Consider the following 22,164-nt stretch of genomic DNA (forward strand, 5'->3'; position numbering starts at 1 on the left):
GGTTCTAAAGGACTATTAAAAATAAATCAATAGGTATAAATAATTTTTTAAATATCATTAATATTTTTATAAAAAATGACTTATTGCTAATTTAAAATCGAAATTATACGAAAATGCTCCATATTATTCATGTTTACTGATTGTTACCTTTAAATTTTGAAGGGATAATAATAGAGATATAAATTACTAATAATGGTAAAAATTTAAATTTTTATAATTTTGTTTTATTAATAAATAAACCTTTTGTGATTCATAGAGTAATGAGATTTCCAAAGGATTTCAGAGGCTTGTTGTAGAATACACATCCCTTAGATGAGTATTCAAGTAGCAAGGAAACATTTTTCTAATAAACTATTTATTTTGGTTTTCTGTATTGAAAGTAAGGCATTAATTATATCAAAGGGTTATAAAGTGAAGCTTCAATCAGTGGGGGTTTTCCTTATCCCCCGCTGATTGTTGATAAAGGGACACAAGCTAAGAACTTCACATCCTGTGAAAATGCTTGTGTGACCAACATCATGTTGACCTCAATCGGGCTTTTACGGACTGTTATCGCCCACCTATCCTTTTTGTTTTTCTCAAATCTTGAGGTGGGCGTCTTACTGTCCGTTAATGCGGGATAAATAGGGATAAAAGATACCATATGTCTCCAAAATGAAAATAATAGATGAGGAAAAAGTAAAAATGCCAGCTCTTCTTATTCTCTGAAGATTTTCCAATACAGTAACAATAAAAAAGAGCGCTCAGATGAAAGAAATTGAACTTGTGATAGGAATCCGCTATGAAGAAAAAACAAAAGAAATGTGTACCTCTAGTATTTATATCATCAACCCTTTACTCGAAATACAAAAAGGGAATTTATAGCCTGCAGTCCTTTAATTGGAAAATTTTAAACATAAAAAAACTAGGAGCAGAATCTCTCGCTCCTAGTTCTCTGATTTCAACATATTTCTTTTTGTATAGCTACGCAAAATAACTAACTATTCTAGTAACTTTATAATTAATTCATATTCTACTTGTTTGCATTGAGAAGTAACTCTTTATTTCACCAATTCGACTACAGCCTGCTTCACCATCTCAAGTTTCTGCTGTGCTGCTTCCATCGTACTATCCACAACACCGATATAAAACTTACATTTTGGCTCTGTACCAGATGGACGAACGGCAATCCATGTGCCATCTGCTAAAACAAACTTCAATACATTTTCCTTTGGTAATGCGAGTGCCTTTATCTCACCAGTTACCAATGTCGCTTGTCCTACTAAGTAATCCTCCACTTGCTGTACAGCTAAGCCCGCAATCTCTTTTGGCAGACTCTCACGTAAATGTTGTAAAATAGCTTGCATTTCCTCTTGACCATTTTTGCCCTCAAATACTTGCGACACCAGTGTTTCTTGGTAATAGCCAAACTCTTCATATAAACGTTCTAGTTGATCTAATAATGTATTGCCTTGTAACGCATAGAATGCTGCCATTTCAGCTACCTTCAATGCAACTTGTACCGCATCTTTATCGCGTACAAACGTTTCAATTAAATAGCCGTAGCTCTCTTCATAACCAAATAAATATGTTTGCTCACCTGTTGCTTCATATTGCGCAATCTTCTCTGCAATATATTTAAAGCCTGTAAGCGTATTTTCTGTTACAATGCCATAGCTTTCTGCAATTTTTGCACCTAGTTCTGCAGTCACAATCGTTTTGACTACCACACTATTCTTAGACAATGTCCCATCTTGCTGCTTCGTAGCTAATAAATAATGCAATAATAATGCACCTAGCTGATTTCCCGTTAACAGTTCATAACGTACACCATTCCATACAGCGACGCCTAAACGATCTGCATCTGGATCTGTTGCTAACAAAAGTTCTGCGCCATTGCGCTGCCCCAGTTCCACCGCTAATGTAAATGCTGCTGCTTCCTCTGGGTTGGGATAAGATACTGTTGGAAATGCACCATCCTGTATAGCTTGCGCCTCCACAACTGCTACATCTGTAAAACCAAAAGCATGCAAGCCTTCTCGCACAGGAACTAAGCCTGCACCATGTAAAGGGGTATAAACAAGCTTCATATCAAGTGCTACTTCACGCGTATCCTTTAATGTCAGAAGCTGCTTTAAATACGCTGCATCAAGTTCTTCTAATAACCATGTGAAAAGTTCTTGCTGCACTAACTGTTCAAGCTCTGCTACCTCAATTGCAAAAATATCCTCAATCTCATGCATGTACTGTACAATCGCATTCGCCCCAGCTGGAACAAGCTGTGCACCATCTTCACCATACACTTTAAAGCCATTATACTGTTTGGGATTATGGCTGGCTGTAATCACAACTCCTGCATACGCATTTACTTCGCGTACAGTAAACGACAGCTGCGGTGTTGGGCGAGGCTCTTTATAAACATAAGCTCGAATACCGTGCGCTCCTAAAACACGCGCTGTTTCACAAGCAAACTCGTAAGAAAAATGGCGTGTATCGTATGCGATGACAACACCACGTGCCTTTGCATCTTCACCATTTGCTTCAACATAACGAGCTAGCCCTTCCGCTACACGCCGAATCGTATAAAGATTCATACGATTTGTACCAGCACCTAGCACGCCGCGCATACCGCCTGTGCCAAATGAAACATACTGATAAAATCGATCCTCTATCGCTTGTTCATCTGATGCAATCGCTGTTAATTCTTCGACCAAATACGCTGGCAATGTCTGTTGCTCCCATTGTTTAAATAGCTCTTTTACACTCACTCTGTTACCGCCTTTTCTTCTTTCAATAATTCTAACATTTTACGTTTATATGCTTCTACCCCTGGCTGGTCGAAAGGATTGACCTCTAATAAACAAGCACTCATCGCACAAGCTTTCATAAAGAAGTAAATTAAATAACCAAGATGGTATGCATCAAGCTTCGGCAATTCCAATTGAATCACTGGCACATTACCCTCCGCATGGGCTAAAGCTGTTCCTTGCTTTGAAATCGCATTAATCTCGTTAAATGTACGATTCGCTAAGTAATTTAAGCCGTCCTCATTGCGTGCATCATACGGTACTTCCATATCGCCTTCAATCTCATGGAAATGCAATAATGTTTCAAATAGAATACGACGGCCTTCTTGAATGTATTGTCCAATTGCATGTAAATCCGTTGAAAAGCTAACTGTTGAAGGATACAATCCCTTCCGCTCTTTCCCTTCACTCTCACCAAATAGCTGCTTCCACCACTCATGGAATTTACTTAAACCAGGCTCAAACGAAGCCAACAGTTCATTTGTATATCCCTGCTCATATAGCATATGGCGCATCACCGCATACTTATAAGCATCATTAAATGCTAAATCCGGCTCTGCAAGCTCTGCCGCTGCATGACGTGCCCCGTCCATTAATTCCTGAATATCAACACCAGCTACTGCTACAGGCAGTAAACCAACCGCCGTTAAAACAGAATAGCGTCCTCCTACATCATCTGGAATGACAAACTGCCGGTAGCCAGCTCTATCTGCAATATCTTTCAAGATCCCTTTTTCGGCATCTGTTGTCACAATAATACGCTCCACTGCTTTATCTCCGTAACGTTCCTCCATATAAAGGCGCAACACACGAAATGCAAGCGCAGGCTCCATCGTCCCACCAGATTTCGAAATGACATTCACATAAACTTGTTTGCCATCTAAATAAGCAAGTAATTCCTTGATATAAGCACCACTCATATTCAACCCAGCATAAACAACCTCAATACCACCTTTAGGCAAACCAAAATAAGGGGCTAATGCCTCCTGAATGGCACGTGCTCCTAAAAAGGAACCGCCTACACCAATGACAACAAGCACGTCTGCACAAGCTTTGATTTCACTAGCGACGTAGTTAATTGATGTCAAAAGCTCTTCATAATCTTGTAATGGTGCATCCATCCAACCTGTTGCATAATGATTTGGTAAATCTCCATGAATTTGTTTTACTCGATTTTTATATGTTAATATATCCTGTTCATTTAACGAACAGTTTAATAAAGTTGTTTGTAGAATTTCCTTTTTCACAATAAAAAATCCTCGTTTCTTCTTACAAGTATAATAGTCTTATTATGCCATAGAACCATCGGAAAAACCATTTATAATACAAAAAAGCATGTTCTAACGCAGAACATACTTTCATTTTTAAAATTGTTTTTGATGCCAAGCCCAAGCACTTTCAATGATAGTCTGTAAATCAAATTGTGCTTTCCAGCCAAGCTCCTGATATATCTTCTCTGCATTTGCGACAAGTATCGCAGGATCGCCAGCTCGTCTATCTATATACTGTATATTTGCCTGCTTGTTAGCTACTTGCTCACACATTGCTATAATTTCTTTAACTGAATATCCATGACTATTTCCCAGATTATAAACGGAAGCTGTCAGTGTACCATTCAATAAACCTTCAAGTGCCAATAAATGCGCTTTAGCTAAATCTGTTACATGGATATAATCTCGAATACATGTCCCATCAGGTGTATCGTAATCCGTACCATAAACTGAGATAGCGCTGCGTTGCCCTAATAAATGCTGTAAAACAAGTGGAATTAAATGTGTTTCAGGTGAATGGCTTTCTCCAATTTCAGCTGTCTCATCGGCTCCTGCTGCATTAAAATAACGCAACACAGCATACTTCAAGCCATAGCTATAAGCTAAATCCTTAACCATTTGCTCTACCATCAATTTTGAGTGTCCGTATGGATTAATTGGTGCAGTTACTGTATGCTCATCAATTAATTCAACATCAGGTGTACCGTATGTGGCAGCCGTTGAAGAAAAAATGAATTTATCAATATGGTTGTCTTTCATTAATTTCAATAAATTGAATGTAGCGATAACATTATTTTCATAATATTTCATAGGATCCGCTACAGATTCACTAACTAAGCTAAATGCCGCAAAATGTAACACAGCCTCAATCGTATAAGTATCGAATAAGCGCTGTACTGTGTCAGCATCTCCTAAATCACCCTCAATAAAAGTCGCTTTCTGGTCAACTGCCCACCGATGCCCTGTACTTAAATTATCTAACACCACCACATCATGTGTTTTCACTAGCTCTTTTACAAAATGACTGCCAATATAGCCAGCTCCACCGACAACTAAAATCATCCTTACTCACCACTCAGTTCCTTCGCTTTTTGTAAAATAAATGCCTTTATACCTTCACTCAAATCTTCACGGGCTAAAGCAAAATCAATTGTCGTCTCGATAAAACCTAGCTGCTCTCCAACATCATAACGCTGTCCTTCAAATGCATAGGCAAATACTCGTTGTATGCCATTTAGAGATTCAATAGCATCTGTTAATTGAATTTCACCATTTTTTCCTTTTTTCTTTTCATCTAAGAAACGGAAAATTTCAGGTGTTAATATATAACGCCCAATAATAGCAAAGTTAGATGGAGCCTCTTCTAAAACAGGTTTTTCTACAAATTTAGTTACTTGCATTAATCGATTATCTGTACTAATTGGATCAATAACACCATAACGATGTACTTCCTCATCTGGCACTTCCTGTACACCAATAATACTTGAGGAAGTTTTTTCATATTGATTCATTAATTGCTTTAAACAAGGCTTTTCACTTTTTACAATATCATCACCAAGTAGAACCGCAAATGGTTCATCTCCAATAAATTTACGCGCACACCAAATCGCATGACCTAAGCCAAGTGCTTCTTTTTGACGAATATAGTGAATTTCAACATTGGCTGACTCTTGTACTTTTTCAAGCATATCAAGCTTACCTTTTTCCATTAAATTCGTCTCAAGTTCCCATGCATTGTCAAAGTGATCTTCAATCGCTCGTTTATTTTTACCTGTAACAATAATAATATCTTCAATACCAGCTGCAATTGCTTCCTCTACAATATATTGAATCGTTGGCTTATCTACAATTGGCAGCATTTCCTTTGGCATTGCTTTTGTCACTGGAAGAAAACGCGTTCCTAGTCCTGCTGCTGGAATAATTGCTTTTCGGATTTTTTTCAACGGTCTCACCCAAATCTATTAATTAATACGCATTTTTATTAACAAAACCATTTACAATTGTCTTAAAAATAATACGGATGTCAAATAGTAATGTCCAGTTCTCAATGTACTGAATATCATGCTCTATGCGATCTTCAATAGACGTATCTCCACGTAAACCACATACTTGAGCCCACCCTGTAATACCAGGTCTTACATGATGCTTAATCATATATTTAGGAATCTCTTCTTTAAACTGATCGACAAAGTATGGGCGCTCTGGTCTTGGTCCTACAATACTCATATCGCCTTTTAAAACATTGAAAAACTGAGGGAATTCATCTAAGCTCGTTTTTCGAATGAATGTACCAAATTTTGTTCTCCTTGGATCATTCTCAACTGTCCATTGAGTATCTGAAGCTGTAGTTGGCATATCCTTCATTGATCTAAATTTATACATAAAAAATGATCGACGATTTAAACCAACTCGCTCCTGTTTAAATAAAATCGGACCTGGTGAAGTCAGTTTTACACCTATTGCAATCGCTATTAATAATGGCGAAGTAATAATAATCGCACATAAAGCAAACACAATATCAAATAAACGTTTCAACATTCTATTTACATATTCATCTAATGGAATGTCACGCACATTAATAACTGGTAAATCACCAAAGCGCTCAAAATGAGGCGTGGCAGGTAAAACATCGTAAAAATCAGGCACAATCGCTACACGTACACCAGCCTTTTCACATATAGAAATAATCTTATCGTATTTAGAAAATACAGTCAAAGGTAATGCAATCACAACTTCATCAATAATTTTATTTTCTAAAATTGTTGGTAAATCCGCAATTTTCCCTAATATTTTTTGTTTCCTATTCTCTTGCTTATAATCATCTAAAAAACCTATAACTTGCAAGCCATACTCTGGATGATTCTCTAAATTCTCAATATATCGCTTACCAATAGACCCCGCACCCAATATTAAAACAAATTGCTGATTAAATCCTTTTTTACGCATGCCTCTTAAAAATTGCTTTACAAAAAAGCGATATGTCACAATAATGAAGAAGCCTGTAAGTAAATAAATCACCAGGAACATACGTGAAATATCAATAGTTTTCATAAGAAACAAAACACTTAATAGTACAAACATACTATAGATTTGCACTTGAATAACTTTTGAAACTTCCTTCGCAAATTTCATCTTTCGCTTTGGAATATACAGATGTATTAAAAATCCAATTGCTAAAAAGGAGACAGCATAAATAATATGCCATGTAAAGTAATCAGACATTGGCAAATAAGACCCTTGCTCCTCTGGATTCACGACAAATCGTAAATACCATGCCAGAATAAATGCTAGCTGTAAAAAGAGGAAATCAGTTGTCATATACAACTGTGTAATAAAGCGTTCCTTTCCTCGTATCATTGTAATCACCTATTTTTCATATTTTATCGACCTTGCTTCAATACATTTGTGATTGTTGCAAGTGCTAATTTCAATGTAATCCCTGTATAGACGATACTGTTCACTAAAAAGTTATAGTTTTTAGCAAAATGCTTTTTATGAAATAAATACATCGCTCGATGAAATTCATAAACAATTTTAAATGGCTTCCTTCGGCTGCTTGCTCCCTTATAATGAAGAATCGAAACCAATGGATTATAAACAATCCGCCAGCCTGCCTCTTTTATTCGATAACACCAATCAATATCTTCTCCATACATGAAGAAATCTTCATCTAAAAGCCCTATCTGCTCAAATGCTTCCCTACGTACAATCATAAAGGCCCCTACTAAACAATCAATATCGTGTATTTCTTGCATATTCATATAGCTTTTATGATAACTATTAAACTTTGGACTGTCAGGATATTTTCGAGATAAGCCCATCATATAATAAAAAGAGGCTTCTGGTGTTGGAAACCCTCTATGACATGCTTTATCTAATGATCCATCTACTAGATTCACTTCACAGCCTGCTGCCCCAACATCAAAATGAGCATCCATAAACTGCACCATCGTATCGAGCGTATCTTCATGGACAATCGTATCTGAATTAAGTAGCAAGACATGGCGCCCTTTACAGATTTTAATTGCTTGATTATTCGCCTTAGAGAACCCTACATTTTGCTTGTTTGCTATAACAGTTATTTGTGGAAAAGCATCTTTTAATTGTTCAACAGAATTATCTGAAGAAGCATTATCCACTACATAAATTTCATATTGAATATTCAATTTTGCACTCAGTATTGATTGAATACAATCTATCGTCAATTTCGGTGTATTATAATTAACAATTACAATGCTTAAGTCCATTTTATTTTACCATATTCCTTTAAAATACTCATATATTTGTTTAGAAGGTACTTTACTATTCATTTGTATCCACCGTCTTTTCCTTTTTAAAGATTTATATTCTTTAAAAAGTAGTTGATACGCACTAATTAATTTCGGTTCCTTTAGTCCTATATATATTAAACAAGCTAATTCATATAGACAAATGATTGGCAAATGTAAAAGGAAATATACTATTTTATCATTCTTCAATATATAAAAATGTCTATTAATATACGAATGTTTTCTTGTTTTAAGAGAAATATTTTTTCTTGATTGATTACCCTTCCAACCTCTTTCATGCTGGGCAATGGCTTCTGGTACAAAACAAATTTCCCACCCTGCCAAACGAGCTCGCCAGCTAACATCTACATCTTCTTTATATGCAAAAAAGCTTTCATCAAAAAACTGCCCTTTATCAGATATACTTTCCATCATAGCTCTTTTATAAATTGCAGCTGCACCAGATACACCAAAAACATTTATGTCCTTATCATATTGCCCTTTATCTACCTCTCCACTACCACGATCTACTGCACGTCGATTCTTCTTTATGTTGATGCCTGTACTATCAATAATACGTGATTGCACATCTCGATATAATTTCCCTGTCGCCGCACCAATATAATCTTTTAGTACAATGTATTCCATAATTCGTTCTATATAAGTTGGTTCTAAAATAACATCTGGATTTAATACTAAAACGTACTCTGAATTCGAAAAATCTAGTGCCTGATTATGTCCACCTACAAAGCCATTATTCACACTATTTTTTACAAAATGAATATGAGGATATAATGTAATAATTTCCTCTATACTATCTTTTGAATTATTATCTATCACTATTACTTGCTGAATTGGATAAGTTTGTGCAAAAACTGAATCCAAACAAGTTCCTATATCATCTGCACTGTTATATGTCACAATCTGTACTGCTATACTAGTCAAACTACCCCTCGTTTCTATAACAAACTTTTCACCATAAAACCTTCATATTATATTATATCAATGATATTGGAATAGAAAAGGCTTCGATTCATAAAACAGAATCAAAGCCTAATTAAATTAAGTTTAATAAAATACTAAGTATCAATGCTACACTCACTATAAGTATTAATAAAAGAAGTGTATACTTCACATTTTTGGGCATGTAATGAAGCGTGGTTAACCAAAACTTAAATAACCTCATTACACTATAATTGGACTTGCTATTTCCCCTCATATGATGCTCTGTTAATATGTTAGTAATATTAGCTTTGCTTCTTAGTAATATTCCTTGAATTATGGGTTTAGTTGAGGAATCCATAACAATTACCTTAACCACTGATTTTCTCATAATCAGAAAATTACTAAATGAAATTTTTTGCTTCGTACTTAAAATTATAAATGATTGATTTAAACTAGACAAAAATTTCCTTAGCCATGTCTGATTATAAGTTATTCTTTTAGCAATAACAACATCATATCCTTCTTGAATCTTATTTATCAATTTTTTGACCTCAAAAGGGGGATTTTGCATATCATCATCCATTAAAACTACAAAATTTCCGCTACACTGTTTAAGACCCGTCATTAAAGCCTGATGTTGACCTTGATTTTTCTTATGATGTATTACTTTCACATTCGCATATAAGTTACCCATTTTCTCACAAATTTTTAGACTGTCATCTATACTGTTATCGTCAATAAGTATAATTTCTAATAGAAACTCTTTATTATAAAGGTAAATTAATGATTCTACTACAAGCCCAATCGTACTTTGTGAATTATAAACAGGTATAACTATTGATAATTCAACCTTTTTCACTTCCAGATACTATCCCATCGATTTTCTTAAAATATAATAAATTCCTTTAACTTCCAAACCAACAGACAAATTAGCTCTCAATGCTTCCAAATTATTACTTGAAACTTTTGTTGTAGCTTTAGTATACCCCATCTCAACTAACCAATAGAGAGCTTGCTGCAAAAATTCTAAACCAACGCCTCTTCTTCTAAATGTTTTGTATACACTAGCTAATACTGCTTGAATTATTTGATTGTCTTTTTCGGTGAAATAAAAAAACCCTACCCTATCTTCTTTATCTAGTACTTCAATAATTAAAGTGTCTTCCCTATCAAAACTATCTCTAATCCAATTAATATAACGCTTATGAGCTATTTTATTTCCTAGTAATGGATCTAGTGAAATTCTATCTGTAACAAAAAGATCTTCATCAATTTGAGCTAAAACTCTCTCTAAATGTTCTATATTATTGACAATTTCAAATTTTAATTTATCTACTTTTTTCATAGTTAATTGTAGGGACTTGTTTAATTTCCTCAAATTCATCGCCATTTCCATTTGTGTTTCTACAAATCTAAATCCAAATTCTTCAAGTTCATGTAAAAGTTCTATTTTACACTTAGGTACTTTAGCTACTATATAATTATAATTTAAAAAATCTCCTTGGAGAGTTCCTAAGCAATCCAGTGAATCATCCATCTCAAATTCAACTTCTAAAACTTTTTTATTAAAATTCTGTTTTTCCCAATAGGCGTCTACTTTTTTCATCTGAATTCTCCTTGTCGAAATAGTCCCTTATCAATGAAACTATATCGAAAATATCACTTTGCTTTAAACCATAATACATGGGGAGTCTCAATAACCTTTCACTTTCTATGCTAGTGTAGATATCTTCTTTGTTGAAGACTCCATGTACTTCTCCCATATCCGAGCTATGCAAAGGTATGTAGTGAAACGAAGTGGAAATTCCGTTTTCCTGTAAATAAGATATTAACCCACTTCTAATGCCCTTACTTGGAACCTTGATATAAAATATATGTGCATTATGATTTACTTGCCTTGGAATAGAAGGTAACGTAAGTTTATTTTCAAGATTTAAATTGATCAAAGCTCTATAATATGTTTCCCAGCTTTTTAGCCTATCATTATTAATATCCTCTGCTATCAATAGTTGAGGATACAAAAAAGCTGCATTCAATTCACTCATTAGATAGGAAGAGCCAATATCGACCCAAGTATATTTATCTACCTCCCCTCGAAAATAGTTTTTTCGATTCGTTCCTTTATCTCTTATGATTTCTGCCCTTTCAATAAATCTTTCATCATTGATAAGTAATGCTCCGCCTTCACCACAATGATAGTTTTTAGATTCATGAAAGCTAAAGCACCCTAAATGACCAATAGTACCCAAATATTGATTTTTATACTTACTCATTAGTGCATGAGCTGCATCTTCAATAACAATTAAATTATATTTATTTGCTAGTTTCATTATTACATCCATTTCGCAAGATACACCTGCATAATGAACTGCAATAATTGCTTTTGTTTTTTCACTGATTGCTTGCTCGATTAACATTTCATTCAAATTCATCGTATCAGGTCTAATATCTACAAATACTAATTTGGCTCCATGAAGAACAAAAGCATTTCCAGTTGAAACAAATGTAAATGACGGAACAATAATCTCATCCCCATTCGAAATATCTAACAACATAGCAGCCATTTCTAATGCATGAGTGCAGGAAGTTGTAAGAAGAGCCTTCTTACATTCTAAGGTACTCTCCAGCCATTCCCTACATCGTTGAGTAAATATACCATCGCCAGAAAATTTACCTGTTTTTATAGCATCATCAATATATAAACTCTCTCTCCCTGTTACTAAGGGTTTGTATAAAGGTATCAATTAATATTTCCCCATTTCTAATTACTCTGCTTCTGTATACCGCAAGAGAATATAGTTTGAAGGCAAATTTCCCACCAAAATTTCTTCATAATATTGATTAAAATATTCCCACAAAATAGGATGTGTATTGCGGAAACGCAATTCCTCCCTATTATCTAATGCTATATCTCCTAAGAGAACTAAAGTCACATTTTTCTCTTGCATTTCTTTAATCTGTTCATATTGTCTCTCTTCCGTTTCAGGAAATAATAAATAAATATCCCATATAGGAGATGTAATATTTAGGATAGGATATAGAGTAGGAGAATGTGGAGCTACAAAAAATTTTTCCCCTTCTTTAAGATGCTTACTTTTAATACTCTCCACTGTTTGAATAAAATTAGCACTATGTACATCTATCCATAAATTATTGTGTGTAATTGTGTAATTTACAAATTCAGTAGAAGGAGCTATTAATTTTTGATATAAAGGTTGTACCCTAACAATTGAAAGGTAGGATATACTTAGCATCCCAACTAAGAAAATAACCAACCTTTTTTTATTATTCTTAAAATATTCTAAAGCGAAAAAACAAATACCTAATAGTAATGGTGAAATAGATTGAGCTAAGTGCCCTAAATCTGCACGTGAAAAAGCTACATGGGCATAAGGTAGAGCTACAAATGCTGCAGCAATAATATACAAGTTTGCTTTCTTAGCAACGAATGCATAAATGATCCAGAAAATAGGCCAAATTACCATAAGTATAAAAAAAATTCCTATAATAACTTCACGAATACCATCCATTGTAGATAGCTGTGCAAAATCTACTCTCCAAGGCCATGGAGTAGGTAAAGGAAGGTTCGTACTCCCCATTTTTAGTAACCAAATAAGAGTATTAATAAAATTTTCAAATAAACCAGGAATAAATATAAACATAAGAAGCCGTGGAGAATAACCTATAATAATTCCTAGCCCCATCATTCCTATTCTTTTTAAAAATTCTTCTTTGTCAATTTTCAAAAAAATATATATACAGGTAATAGCAAAAGCAATAGATACATATAGACCGTGATTACTCCCTATAAAAGCGGCTAAGCCTATTACTATTCCACTACATAAATAACGTAATTGCTTTGGATTTTCTAACAATAAAATAACCATATAAACTGCAATCATACAAATACTCATATCAAATATCTTATGGCGAGGATATATCCATAATAGCAGAAGAATTCCTATCACTAATAAATGCCACCATGATTTAGTTAGACGTCTTACCGCTAATAATGCACAAGTAAGCCCCATTACTAAAAACAGCATTACAGCAATGCGAAGTGTAAGCATACTGGTATCTCCAAACACTTTGAACCAAAAAGCTGACCAATAATACCTCCCCGGATCATAAGATTGGAAATCTAACAATGGAACCTCTCCTAAATATGTTTGAATGGTTCCATACCAAAGATAGCCCTCATCTGCTAAATTAATGCCTATATTTCCTTGTAGCATAAACATAGCTGCTACTAAAACAGAGGATAAACCTGTAACGTATAGGCAATCTGGAACTTTTCTCATAAAGCCACATCCATTCAAAGTGTAATTTACCTAATTCACTTTTTATAACCTTGTACTATACACTTCGATTAATTTTATAGCGAATTATAATTAAATAGTTTATTATATGAATGTTAAATTTAGGTTAAAAAAACTAGAATTTTTTTGTATCTCTGTCTCAGCCTTGATTTTTTATCCACCGCAAATAAATGCACACAGAATTGTAGCCTAATTTTAGTTACATGAGATGTTTCAGCTGTTTGCAGGCACTGAAAGGAAATTTTATTGACTTATTGTTTGTAGTAGACATTTGTAGAAGAGATAGCTACTTATTTTTGCTCTTTGAACATAAAGGAAGGAGGAGAGGAATAAATGGCAACGAACGAACGGCTTTTAAATCCTCGTTATGAAATCATTGAGGGGGAAATCGTGATGATGACACCCAGCCCGTCAGTCAATCGTAATACAGTGATTACAAACTTGTCTATATTATTTGGTACTTATTTAAAAGGGAAAAAGTGCCGCAGTTTTACAGATGGCGTGGATGTGCATTTAGACGAACAAAACACTGTAATTCCTGATTCCATGATTATCTGTAACAAAGATATCATCAAACATAAGGGTATCTATGGAGCCCCTGATTTAATTGTTGAGGTACTTTCTCCTGCTACTGCACGTCATGATAAAATGAGAAAAAAGATGCTCTACGAAAAACATGGTGTCAAAGAATATTGGATTATCAATCCCACAGATAAATCCATTGAAGTTTATTTATTAAATGGTGCACAATATATCTTGGACAATGTTTATACTGTCATTCCTAATTGGCAATGGGTGAAAATGACGGATGAAGAAAAATCAGAGGTCGCTCTTACCTTCAAAGTGTCGTTTTATGATGACCTTATTTTAAATCTTGAAGATATATTCGATAATATTGACTAAAATAGTTACACAAACCCACCGAGCTATTAAGCCCAGTGGGTTTGTGAATACAAAATATAAATGTATACGGCTGACTATTAAGAAGATATGTTGTTTATATACTCCCTCAAAGCCTCTTTCCAATGCCTTCTAACGCTATACCCATTCATTCGTAATGACAAATCACCTAATACCGAATAAGCAGGTCGTTTCGCAGGTCTTGGAAATTGATCTGAAGTCAACGGATTCACTTGTATATCCTTCTTAGCTAATTTAAATATCTCTTGTGCAAATTCATACCAAGAGCATGTTCCACTATTCGTACAATGATAAATGCCATATTTCTCAGTTTGCACTAGCTCTATTAAAAATTCTGCTAAATCAACTGTATAGGTTGGCGAACCGACTTGATCATGAACAACTCCTAGTTCAGATTTATCTTCAGCTAGTTTAAGCATAGTTTTGACAAAGTTTGAACCATACTCTCCATAAACCCATGCTGTACGCACAATAAAATATTTCGTGCTAAGTGTCTGTGTTAAAAGCTCTCCTGCATACTTAGACTGACCATACACACCAAGTGGATCTACATGCATATATTCAGAATAAGGAGCCGTTGCTTGTCCATTAAACACATAATCTGTACTAATATAACAAATTTTCGCTCCAACTTTTTCAGCAGCTACAGCCAAATTCCTTTGTCCTATAGCGTTTACCTGAAAAGCTAGCTCTTCATTTGTTTCTGCTCCATCTACATTTGTATAAGCAGCGGCATTGATAATAATATGCGGTTGAATCTCCTCACATACAGCATTTACTTGGTCCATATTTGTAATATCTAATGCTGTTTTAGTAAATGCGAACAATTCATACTCACTAGCATTTACTTGTTTCACCAATTCTTGCCCCAGTTGCCCATTCGCACCCGTCACCATAATTTTCATTATAGCTTACCACCATACTGCGCTGTATAATAGTTTTGATAATCACCTGAAATGATGTTTTCCCACCATTCCTTATTATCTAAATACCATTGTACCGTTTCTTTTAATCCTGTTTCAAATGTATACCTAGGCTCCCAACCTAATTCTTCTTGCAGCTTTGTTGGGTCAATCGCATAGCGACGGTCGTGTCCTAAACGATCTTCTACATATTTAATTAATGTCTCTGGTTTATCAAGTTGTTTTAAAATTTCCTTGACAACTTCAACATTCGTCTTTTCATTATGTCCACCAACATTATATACTTCACCATTCACACCTTTATGCAAAACTAAATCAATTGCACTACAGTGATCAAGTACATGTAACCAATCACGTACATTTTTTCCATCACCATAAACAGGTAGTTGTTTATCATTCAATGCATTAATAATCATTAAAGGAATTAGCTTCTCTGGGAAATGAAATGGGCCATAATTATTTGAGCATCGTGTGATATTTACAGGTAAGCCAAAAGTTTCATGATAAGCAAGTACTAAAAGGTCTGCCCCAGCTTTACTTGCACTGTACGGACTATTAGGAGCTAATGGTGTTTGCTCTGTAAAGTAGCCATCTTCTCCTAGTGAGCCATATACTTCATCTGTTGATACTTGTAAATATTTTTTCACATTATATTTCTTAGCTGCATCTAATAATACTTGCGTTCCTTGAATATTTGTTTGCACAAAAACTCCTGGGTTCGTAATGCTTCGGTCCACATGAGATTCTGCTGCAAAGTTGATAACAGCATCCACATTATCACCAATTAACTGATCCATTGTAGGTGCATCTGTAATGTCTGCTTTAACAAACTGATAATTAGGTTTTTCTTCAGATTGTTTTAGGTTCGCTAAATTCCCCGCATATGTTAAAGCATCCACATTAACAATTGTATATGTAGGATACTTCTCCACCATATAGTTGACAAAATTGCTACCAATAAAGCCTGCGCCACCTGTTACTAAAATTCTCATATTCATCATCCCTTACCCTTGTAAATGAATTGTGTTTCTAAATCCTTTAAATTTGGTTGCTTCGTATCTTTATCAGATAATATAGGATTCGTTACAGGCCAAATAATATTCAAGTTTGGATCATTCCACGCAATGCCTCTGTCATGATCTGGAGAATAATAATTATCTACTTTATATAGAAATTCTGTATTTTCAACTAATGTACAGTAACCGTGTGCAAAACCTTTTGGCACTAGTAGTTGTCTTTTGTTATCCTCACTCAAAATAACCCCTTCCCACTGGCCATAGGTAGGAGAACCTTCTCGGATATCAACAATTACATCATATACCGCTCCCCTTGTCACTCGTACCAACTTCGTTTGAGCAAATGGTTCTAGTTGATAATGTAATCCCCTTAGTACACCACTTTCTTTTGATAAAGCATGGTTATCTTGTACAAAATGAAAAGGAAACCCTTGTGCCTCTAACAATTGAGTATTGTAAGTTTCCATAAAGAAACCACGGTGATCTCCAAATACTTTTGGTTCAAAAACAAAAGCGTCCTTTAATTTTGTTTTAACAATATTCACTATACAGAACCCCTTATAGTTTTTTATTTGCCAATTTAATTAAATATTGACCATAACCATTTTTCTTTAATGGCTCTGCTAATTCTAATAATTGTTCCTTTGAAATATATCCTTTGCGAAATGCTATTTCTTCTAAACATGCAACTTTTAAGCTTTGACGCCTTTCAATTGTTTCAATGAACGCAGAAGCCTCTAAAAGTGATTCATGTGTCCCTGTATCCAACCAAGCAAAGCCACGTCCTAATAACTCTACATGTAAATTTCCTGCCTCTAAATAGGCTTTATTCACATCAGTAATTTCAAGCTCTCCACGCGGCGAAGGCTTAATTGATTTCGCAATTTCTACAACGTTATTGTCATAGAAATATAAACCTGTTACGGCATATGTCGATTTAGGTTCTAAAGGCTTTTCTTCAATAGAAATAGCCTTCCCATCTTCATCAAATTCTACAACACCAAAACGTTCAGGATCATTTACATTATAACCAAAAACAGTTGCTCCACCTTCTCTTGAGGCAGCTCTTTCTAGCATTGAGGTAAATTTATGTCCATAAAAGATGTTATCGCCTAAAATCAGTGCTACTGAATCATCACCAATAAACTCTTCGCCAATAATAAAGGCTTGTGCTAAACCATCTGGTGAAGGTTGCACTGCATACTCTAAACGAATGCCTAAATCTTCACCATTGCCTAATAATTGCTCAAAACGTGGTGTATCCTCAGGTGTTGAAATAATTAAAATTTCCTTAATTCCTGCCAACATTAAAACAGAAAGTGGATAATATATCATCGGTTTGTCATAAATCGGTAATAATTGTTTAGATACTGAACGGGTTAACGGGTATAATCTAGTACCACTACCGCCTGCTAGAATAATTCCTTTCAATCTGGTCACCTCTATTTTCAACAGAATAATATGCTTTTATTTCTTTTACTATATTTAATACTTCTTCTTTAGTAATATCATAATATAATGGTAAGCGTAACAGCCTCTCACTTTCAACTGTTGTTGCCAAATCAGTGCCTATAAAAGTCCCATATTTCTTACCTGCCTCCGAGCTATGAAGTGGTATATAATGGAATACAGCACCTATTTCTTTTGTTTTTAAATGTTCTATCAAGTTGCTTCTTTCTTCCAAGTTTTTTACCTTTATATAAAACATATGTGCATTATGCCCACAAAATTCAGAAACAGTAGGTAATTCCAATACTTTATTATCAGCTAAAGGTTTTAAAGATTCATAGTACAAATTCCAGCTACTTAGTCTATCATCATTGATTAAGGTCACATTTCTCAATTGCCCATATAAAAATGCAGCATTAAATTCACTTGGTAAGTATGATGAACCAATATCAACCCAACCATATTTATCTACATGCCCTCTGAAGAATTTTGATCTATTTGTCCCTTTTTCTCTGATGATTTCAGCTCTTTCAATAAATCGGGCTTCATTTATTAATAAAGCTCCGCCTTCACCACAATTATAGTTTTTTGTTTCATGGAAACTATAGCATCCTAAATGCCCTATTGTTCCTAAAGCCTGTTCTTTGTAAAAACTGTTAACACCTTGTGCTGCATCTTCTACTACAAACAAACTATACTTCTCAGCAATCTCCATGATTGTATCCATTTCACAAGAAACTCCAGCATAATGCACAGGGACTATTACCTTTGTCTTGTTAGTTATAGCTTGTTCTATCTTAGTTTCATCTATATTCATCGTATCAGAGCGAATATCAACAAAAACTATTTTGGCTCCTCTTAATACAAATGCATTGGCTGTAGATACAAAAGTATATGAGGGCATAATTACCTCATCACCTTCTTTTATATCTAAGAGAATAGCAGCCATTTCTAAAGCATGTGTACATGAAGTAGTTAACAATACTTTCTTAACATCATATAAATCCTCAATCAATGCGGAACATTTTTTTGTAAATAACCCATCTCCTGAGAATTTCTCACGATTATTTATGAGTTCATTCACATAATCGACTTCATCGCCTATTACCGCTGGTTTATTAAACGGAATCATTATACTACACCTCTCATCTGTAATTTATTTATAACTGAAAATACCTACTCCGATAAGAACTACTATCGTTCCCAATAGTGTTTTCTTACCCATCTTTTCTTTTAAAAAAAGGAATGAAAACAATCCTGTTACAATAAAATTAAACGCAAGAATAATTGTGAAATACTTCATAGAAATATATTTTAATATATATATCGTTAAAATTGTACTAACTAAAAAAAGGCCATATGCCGAACATAAGTATATGTACATCATTTTCCTATTGAGTTTTTTTAATGCAGCTTGTTTCATCAATATTTGTCCAGAAGCATTAATAATAGGTAACAAAATAGCTATGAAAATATACATTTTTCAACTACTCTCCTCTAGGCTAATGATATATATACCTATTAATATAATCGAGGTTCCTAGTATATTATTCAAAGAGATTGGCTCGTTAAAAAGGAAATATGTATAAATTAATATAAATACATAGATTAAACCTGTATATGGATAAGCTTTAGATAAATTCATATACTCTAGTGTTTTTTGCCAAAAAAACGCTTGTAGCACTAAACAAAAAAGAGAAGCTATATAATAAGGATTAAAAATATAATTAATTATACTGTTATCCTCTATATGTAAAGCTGCCAATTTACTAAAAATAAACGATACAGATTGAAAGAATATACTCAAAAAAATAAAAATATATCTAAATTTTTCTTTTATCAATGGTATCAACTCTCTCAATCTTTAGATGTTTTAAAACTTTAGATATAATAAGGTATGCCTTTACCATACATAAAAAATTAGTCTGTTATATCTCTCCAACCCCAAATATAATAGGGAGCATCAGGACCTTTATGGAAAATTAAATCTAATATACTAACTCCATGTTCAAATGGCGCATGAAATTGTTCGTATTCAGGATAGTTTGAATAATCCTTGTAAACCAAATGTATACCATTCTCAATAAATAACGAATCATCATTATAATTTTTAGCTGCTGGACCAGATATATACGTCTCTCCATTAACAGTATTAACTAGGCTAATAACCTTCTCTTGTTTCTTACCATCTTGTTCTAATTCAGAACTGTTCATAAATATTGTTTTTATATTTAATATTTCTTTAGCAATCATTTTGATAATATATTGATTCATAACTGAGAGATTGGTCCATTCTTTATTTAAATAAATATCCTCAAATAATGCTCTATATTCCCCAAAATAAGCAGCATCCTTATAATTTATTTCTATTTTATTCCAGTGTTCTTTTTGCCAATTTGAATTTTTTAATTCGACTTCATTTATTAATCTATTTAAATTAGAGCCTGTAGGAATAGTTAACCAACTAGCCCCATTAGAAGTCTTTATTTTATTTCTATTCCGCCAATCATTTTTAGTATATTGAACATCATCCAAAAAAATAAAAATATCTGAATCGTTTATAATATCAAAATATCCCTTCCAAGGAATATAATTCGATTGTATAATCGCAACTTTAGTCATAATTAACTTTCCACCTGTTTTTTCTTATAGTATAAGCTCCCTGCTTTAACAAATGTATTAGCAGGAACATTCAAATGATTTACTATTACTGCGCCAGCTCCAATAAAACAATTCTCTCCAACATTAACAAATCCACAAATCGTACTTGACGGGGACAAAAAGCAATTATTGGAGACTTCACTATCATGATTTACTATTGAACCTGGCCACATTACAACCAAATCATTTATTTTAGCATTCAGCTCAACTATAGCTCCAGCCATGATAATATTGCCTTCACCTATAACACTTTTTGAATCAACTATTGCTTTAGGATGTATCAAATTTATAGATTCATAATAATTATTTCTAATTTTCTGTTGAATTTCCCATCTTGCTTTAAGATTATTATAGCCTATACCATTAACTATTTTATATTCTTTATATGAATATTTGTTTATAACATCTTCAAAGGTACCAAGTACGGATTCACCTATCGGATTTAAGTCATCTATAAAACCAATAAATTTATGTCCACAAATCTCAATTAAATTTTTTACAATATGTGCAAATTCTTTTGACCCATAAACAATCACTTTTTCCAAATTACTTAACTTCCTTTCAAGTATTTTTTCTATTTTCTAAATTGATTTTTTGACCTACCAAATACAATGGTTTTTTAGACGTTTTAAAATTAATTCTATAAATATATTCACCAATAACTCCAAGAACCATTAGCTGGATTCCACCAATAAATAATATTGCTGCCATAGTTGAAGCATAACCACTTACAGTTACTGCACCAATAATTCTTTGTATTAAGATAATTACCACCCACACTAAACCAAACATTGACGTAAATAAACCTAGCCAAGAAGATAGTTTCAGAGGAATCTCAGAAAATGAGATCGAGATATTAATCGTGTGTTTTAAAAGTTTTGAGAAAGTGTAGTTACTTACTCCACTTTCTCTTTCAGAATGGGCCACTTTTAAAGTAGAATAATTATTTGTAATCCAAGATAGATACCCATCTATAAATGGATAGGGTGAATCAAACTGTTGTAATTCTTTTGCAATACTACTTTTAATAATTCTAAAAGATGTATATTCATAATTTAGACTTGGAATTGCCATTGTAAATAGTTTTCGTGCACAATGTGACGTAAAATTTCTCCACATTGAATGTGAACGTTCTTCAAATACACCGTATACCAAATCATAACCTTTTAATGCTTCTTCATATAGCCGAACTATATCTTCTGGATTTTGTTCTAAATCATCATCAATTGTAACTATCCATTGCCCTTTTGCTTGTGCTATACCACAAATTGTAGCAGCATGTTGTCCGAAATTTTTACTTAATTTCACGGCAGCTACTCTTGAATCTTGAGAAGTTATCTCTTGTAACACTTCCCAAGAGTTATCTCCTCCACAATCTTCTACAAAAATAATTTCAAATTGTTCTTTTAGAAATTCTAGAGAATTTATTAATTCTATATATAATTTTTTTAAGTGTACAGATGATTTATACACAGGTACTATCACAGATATTTCCATTCCATCACTCCATAAATAAACCTTATAAATATTGTCCTGGGTTTTCTTTTCCACATTTTATTAATATAAAATCAAATATACTCAAATTTACAATAGTCCTAACTTTGT

The 22,164-nt window shown here is 33.7% G+C and carries 22 protein-coding genes; 1 reads left to right on the forward strand and 21 read right to left on the reverse strand.

Annotation, left to right across the window (positions count from 1 at the left end; genetic code table 11):
- Positions 1-1,040: 1,040 nt before the first annotated feature.
- The 11 genes from C9J34_RS07100 to C9J34_RS07150 form a co-directional block, all read right to left on the reverse strand.
- On the reverse strand, positions 1,041-2,747 hold the full coding sequence (locus C9J34_RS07100) for a phospho-sugar mutase (RefSeq protein ID WP_107839163.1): 1,707 nt from the start codon (positions 2,745-2,747) through the stop codon (positions 1,041-1,043).
- A complete protein-coding gene (locus C9J34_RS07105) occupies positions 2,744-4,033 on the reverse strand; it encodes a glucose-6-phosphate isomerase (RefSeq protein ID WP_107839164.1) in 1,290 nt (429 codons plus the stop codon). Before C9J34_RS07105 ends, C9J34_RS07100 begins: the two co-directional genes overlap by 4 nt.
- Before the next feature lie 117 nt (positions 4,034-4,150).
- Positions 4,151-5,119, reverse strand: a complete 969-nt coding sequence (gene galE / locus C9J34_RS07110; RefSeq protein WP_107839165.1) for a UDP-glucose 4-epimerase GalE — start codon at positions 5,117-5,119, stop codon at positions 4,151-4,153.
- A gap of 2 nt (positions 5,120-5,121) precedes the next feature.
- Entirely contained in the window at positions 5,122-6,000 is an 879-nt protein-coding gene (galU, locus tag C9J34_RS07115; RefSeq protein WP_107839166.1) for a UTP--glucose-1-phosphate uridylyltransferase GalU, read from the reverse strand.
- A 22-nt stretch (positions 6,001-6,022) separates the two neighbouring features.
- Positions 6,023-7,414: an undecaprenyl-phosphate glucose phosphotransferase gene (locus C9J34_RS07120; protein WP_107839167.1), complete on the reverse strand. Its 1,392-nt coding sequence runs from the start codon at positions 7,412-7,414 to the stop codon at positions 6,023-6,025.
- Between the two features lie 23 nt (positions 7,415-7,437).
- On the reverse strand, positions 7,438-8,304 hold the full coding sequence (locus C9J34_RS07125; protein WP_107839168.1) for a glycosyltransferase family 2 protein: 867 nt from the start codon (positions 8,302-8,304) through the stop codon (positions 7,438-7,440).
- A gap of 6 nt (positions 8,305-8,310) precedes the next feature.
- Positions 8,311-9,270 carry a glycosyltransferase family 2 protein gene (locus tag C9J34_RS07130; RefSeq protein ID WP_107839169.1) on the reverse strand — a complete coding sequence of 320 codons (960 nt, stop codon included), beginning with the start codon at positions 9,268-9,270 and terminating at the stop codon, positions 8,311-8,313.
- A gap of 112 nt (positions 9,271-9,382) precedes the next feature.
- Complete coding sequence (locus C9J34_RS07135) at positions 9,383-10,129, reverse strand: glycosyltransferase family 2 protein (RefSeq protein WP_193768925.1); 747 nt, start codon at positions 10,127-10,129, stop codon at positions 9,383-9,385.
- Between the two features lie 9 nt (positions 10,130-10,138).
- Positions 10,139-10,876: a GNAT family N-acetyltransferase gene (locus C9J34_RS07140; protein WP_107839171.1), complete on the reverse strand. Its 738-nt coding sequence runs from the start codon at positions 10,874-10,876 to the stop codon at positions 10,139-10,141.
- Entirely contained in the window at positions 10,836-12,014 is a 1,179-nt protein-coding gene (rffA, locus tag C9J34_RS07145; protein ID WP_107839172.1) for a dTDP-4-amino-4,6-dideoxygalactose transaminase, read from the reverse strand. The genes C9J34_RS07140 and rffA (C9J34_RS07145) overlap by 41 nt, the downstream gene beginning before the upstream one ends.
- 21 nt (positions 12,015-12,035) lie before the next feature.
- Positions 12,036-13,571 carry a hypothetical protein gene (locus C9J34_RS07150; RefSeq protein WP_107839173.1) on the reverse strand — a complete coding sequence of 512 codons (1,536 nt, stop codon included), beginning with the start codon at positions 13,569-13,571 and terminating at the stop codon, positions 12,036-12,038.
- A 351-nt stretch (positions 13,572-13,922) separates the two neighbouring features.
- Between C9J34_RS07150 and C9J34_RS07155 the strand changes: the two genes are divergently transcribed.
- Positions 13,923-14,492: a Uma2 family endonuclease gene (locus C9J34_RS07155; RefSeq protein ID WP_107839174.1), complete on the forward strand. Its 570-nt coding sequence runs from the start codon at positions 13,923-13,925 to the stop codon at positions 14,490-14,492.
- 77 nt (positions 14,493-14,569) lie between these two features.
- Here the strand turns inward: C9J34_RS07155 and rfbD are convergent, their stop codons facing one another.
- The 10 genes from rfbD to C9J34_RS07205 are packed head-to-tail and all read right to left on the reverse strand — an operon-like array spanning position 14,570 to position 22,056.
- Positions 14,570-15,415, reverse strand: a complete 846-nt coding sequence (gene rfbD, locus C9J34_RS07160; protein WP_107839175.1) for a dTDP-4-dehydrorhamnose reductase — start codon at positions 15,413-15,415, stop codon at positions 14,570-14,572.
- On the reverse strand, positions 15,415-16,425 hold the full coding sequence (gene rfbB / locus C9J34_RS07165; protein WP_107839198.1) for a dTDP-glucose 4,6-dehydratase: 1,011 nt from the start codon (positions 16,423-16,425) through the stop codon (positions 15,415-15,417). The genes rfbD and rfbB overlap by 1 nt, the downstream gene beginning before the upstream one ends.
- A gap of 5 nt (positions 16,426-16,430) precedes the next feature.
- Positions 16,431-16,994, reverse strand: coding sequence for a dTDP-4-dehydrorhamnose 3,5-epimerase (gene rfbC / locus C9J34_RS07170; protein ID WP_107839176.1), 564 nt, complete (start codon positions 16,992-16,994; stop codon positions 16,431-16,433).
- A gap of 13 nt (positions 16,995-17,007) precedes the next feature.
- Complete coding sequence (rfbA, locus tag C9J34_RS07175) at positions 17,008-17,880, reverse strand: glucose-1-phosphate thymidylyltransferase RfbA (protein WP_107839177.1); 873 nt, start codon at positions 17,878-17,880, stop codon at positions 17,008-17,010.
- The gene (gene rffA / locus C9J34_RS07180) at positions 17,852-19,030 is read right to left on the reverse strand and encodes a dTDP-4-amino-4,6-dideoxygalactose transaminase (RefSeq protein WP_107839178.1); all 1,179 of its coding nucleotides are present in this window, start codon (positions 19,028-19,030) and stop codon (positions 17,852-17,854) included. Before rffA (C9J34_RS07180) ends, rfbA begins: the two co-directional genes overlap by 29 nt.
- A gap of 24 nt (positions 19,031-19,054) precedes the next feature.
- A complete protein-coding gene (locus C9J34_RS22825; protein WP_107839179.1) occupies positions 19,055-19,378 on the reverse strand; it encodes an EamA family transporter in 324 nt (107 codons plus the stop codon).
- A gap of 3 nt (positions 19,379-19,381) precedes the next feature.
- On the reverse strand, positions 19,382-19,759 hold the full coding sequence (locus C9J34_RS22830) for an EamA family transporter (protein WP_107839180.1): 378 nt from the start codon (positions 19,757-19,759) through the stop codon (positions 19,382-19,384).
- Between the two features lie 59 nt (positions 19,760-19,818).
- Entirely contained in the window at positions 19,819-20,520 is a 702-nt protein-coding gene (locus tag C9J34_RS07195; RefSeq protein WP_107839181.1) for a WbqC family protein, read from the reverse strand.
- A gap of 2 nt (positions 20,521-20,522) precedes the next feature.
- Complete coding sequence (locus C9J34_RS07200; protein ID WP_238600591.1) at positions 20,523-21,095, reverse strand: PglD-related sugar-binding protein; 573 nt, start codon at positions 21,093-21,095, stop codon at positions 20,523-20,525.
- Positions 21,096-21,120: 25 nt separating this feature from the next.
- Positions 21,121-22,056: a glycosyltransferase family 2 protein gene (locus C9J34_RS07205; protein ID WP_107839183.1), complete on the reverse strand. Its 936-nt coding sequence runs from the start codon at positions 22,054-22,056 to the stop codon at positions 21,121-21,123.
- Positions 22,057-22,164 lie beyond the last annotated feature (108 nt).

The sequence above is a fragment of the Metasolibacillus meyeri genome (genome assembly GCF_003049505.1).
In the GTDB taxonomy this organism is placed as follows: domain Bacteria; phylum Bacillota; class Bacilli; order Bacillales_A; family Planococcaceae; genus Metasolibacillus; species Metasolibacillus meyeri.

Coding starts and splice junctions, on each gene's coding strand:
- galE (WP_107839165.1), bottom strand. CDS start 5,119: ATGATTTTAGTTGTCGGTGGAGCTGGCTATATTGGCAGTCATTTTGTA.
- C9J34_RS07120 (WP_107839167.1), bottom strand. CDS start 7,414: ATGATACGAGGAAAGGAACGCTTTATTACACAGTTGTATATGACAACT.
- C9J34_RS07125 (WP_107839168.1), bottom strand. CDS start 8,304: ATGGACTTAAGCATTGTAATTGTTAATTATAATACACCGAAATTGACG.
- C9J34_RS07140 (WP_107839171.1), bottom strand. CDS start 10,876: ATGAAAAAAGTAGACGCCTATTGGGAAAAACAGAATTTTAATAAAAAA.
- C9J34_RS07150 (WP_107839173.1), bottom strand. CDS start 13,571: ATGAGAAAAGTTCCAGATTGCCTATACGTTACAGGTTTATCCTCTGTT.
- C9J34_RS07155 (WP_107839174.1), top strand. CDS start 13,923: ATGGCAACGAACGAACGGCTTTTAAATCCTCGTTATGAAATCATTGAG.
- rfbD (WP_107839175.1), bottom strand. CDS start 15,415: ATGAAAATTATGGTGACGGGTGCGAATGGGCAACTGGGGCAAGAATTG.
- rfbB (WP_107839198.1), bottom strand. CDS start 16,425: ATGAGAATTTTAGTAACAGGTGGCGCAGGCTTTATTGGTAGCAATTTT.
- rffA (WP_107839178.1), bottom strand. CDS start 19,030: ATGATTCCGTTTAATAAACCAGCGGTAATAGGCGATGAAGTCGATTAT.
- C9J34_RS22825 (WP_107839179.1), bottom strand. CDS start 19,378: ATGTATATTTTCATAGCTATTTTGTTACCTATTATTAATGCTTCTGGA.
- C9J34_RS07195 (WP_107839181.1), bottom strand. CDS start 20,520: ATGACTAAAGTTGCGATTATACAATCGAATTATATTCCTTGGAAGGGA.
- C9J34_RS07205 (WP_107839183.1), bottom strand. CDS start 22,056: ATGGAAATATCTGTGATAGTACCTGTGTATAAATCATCTGTACACTTA.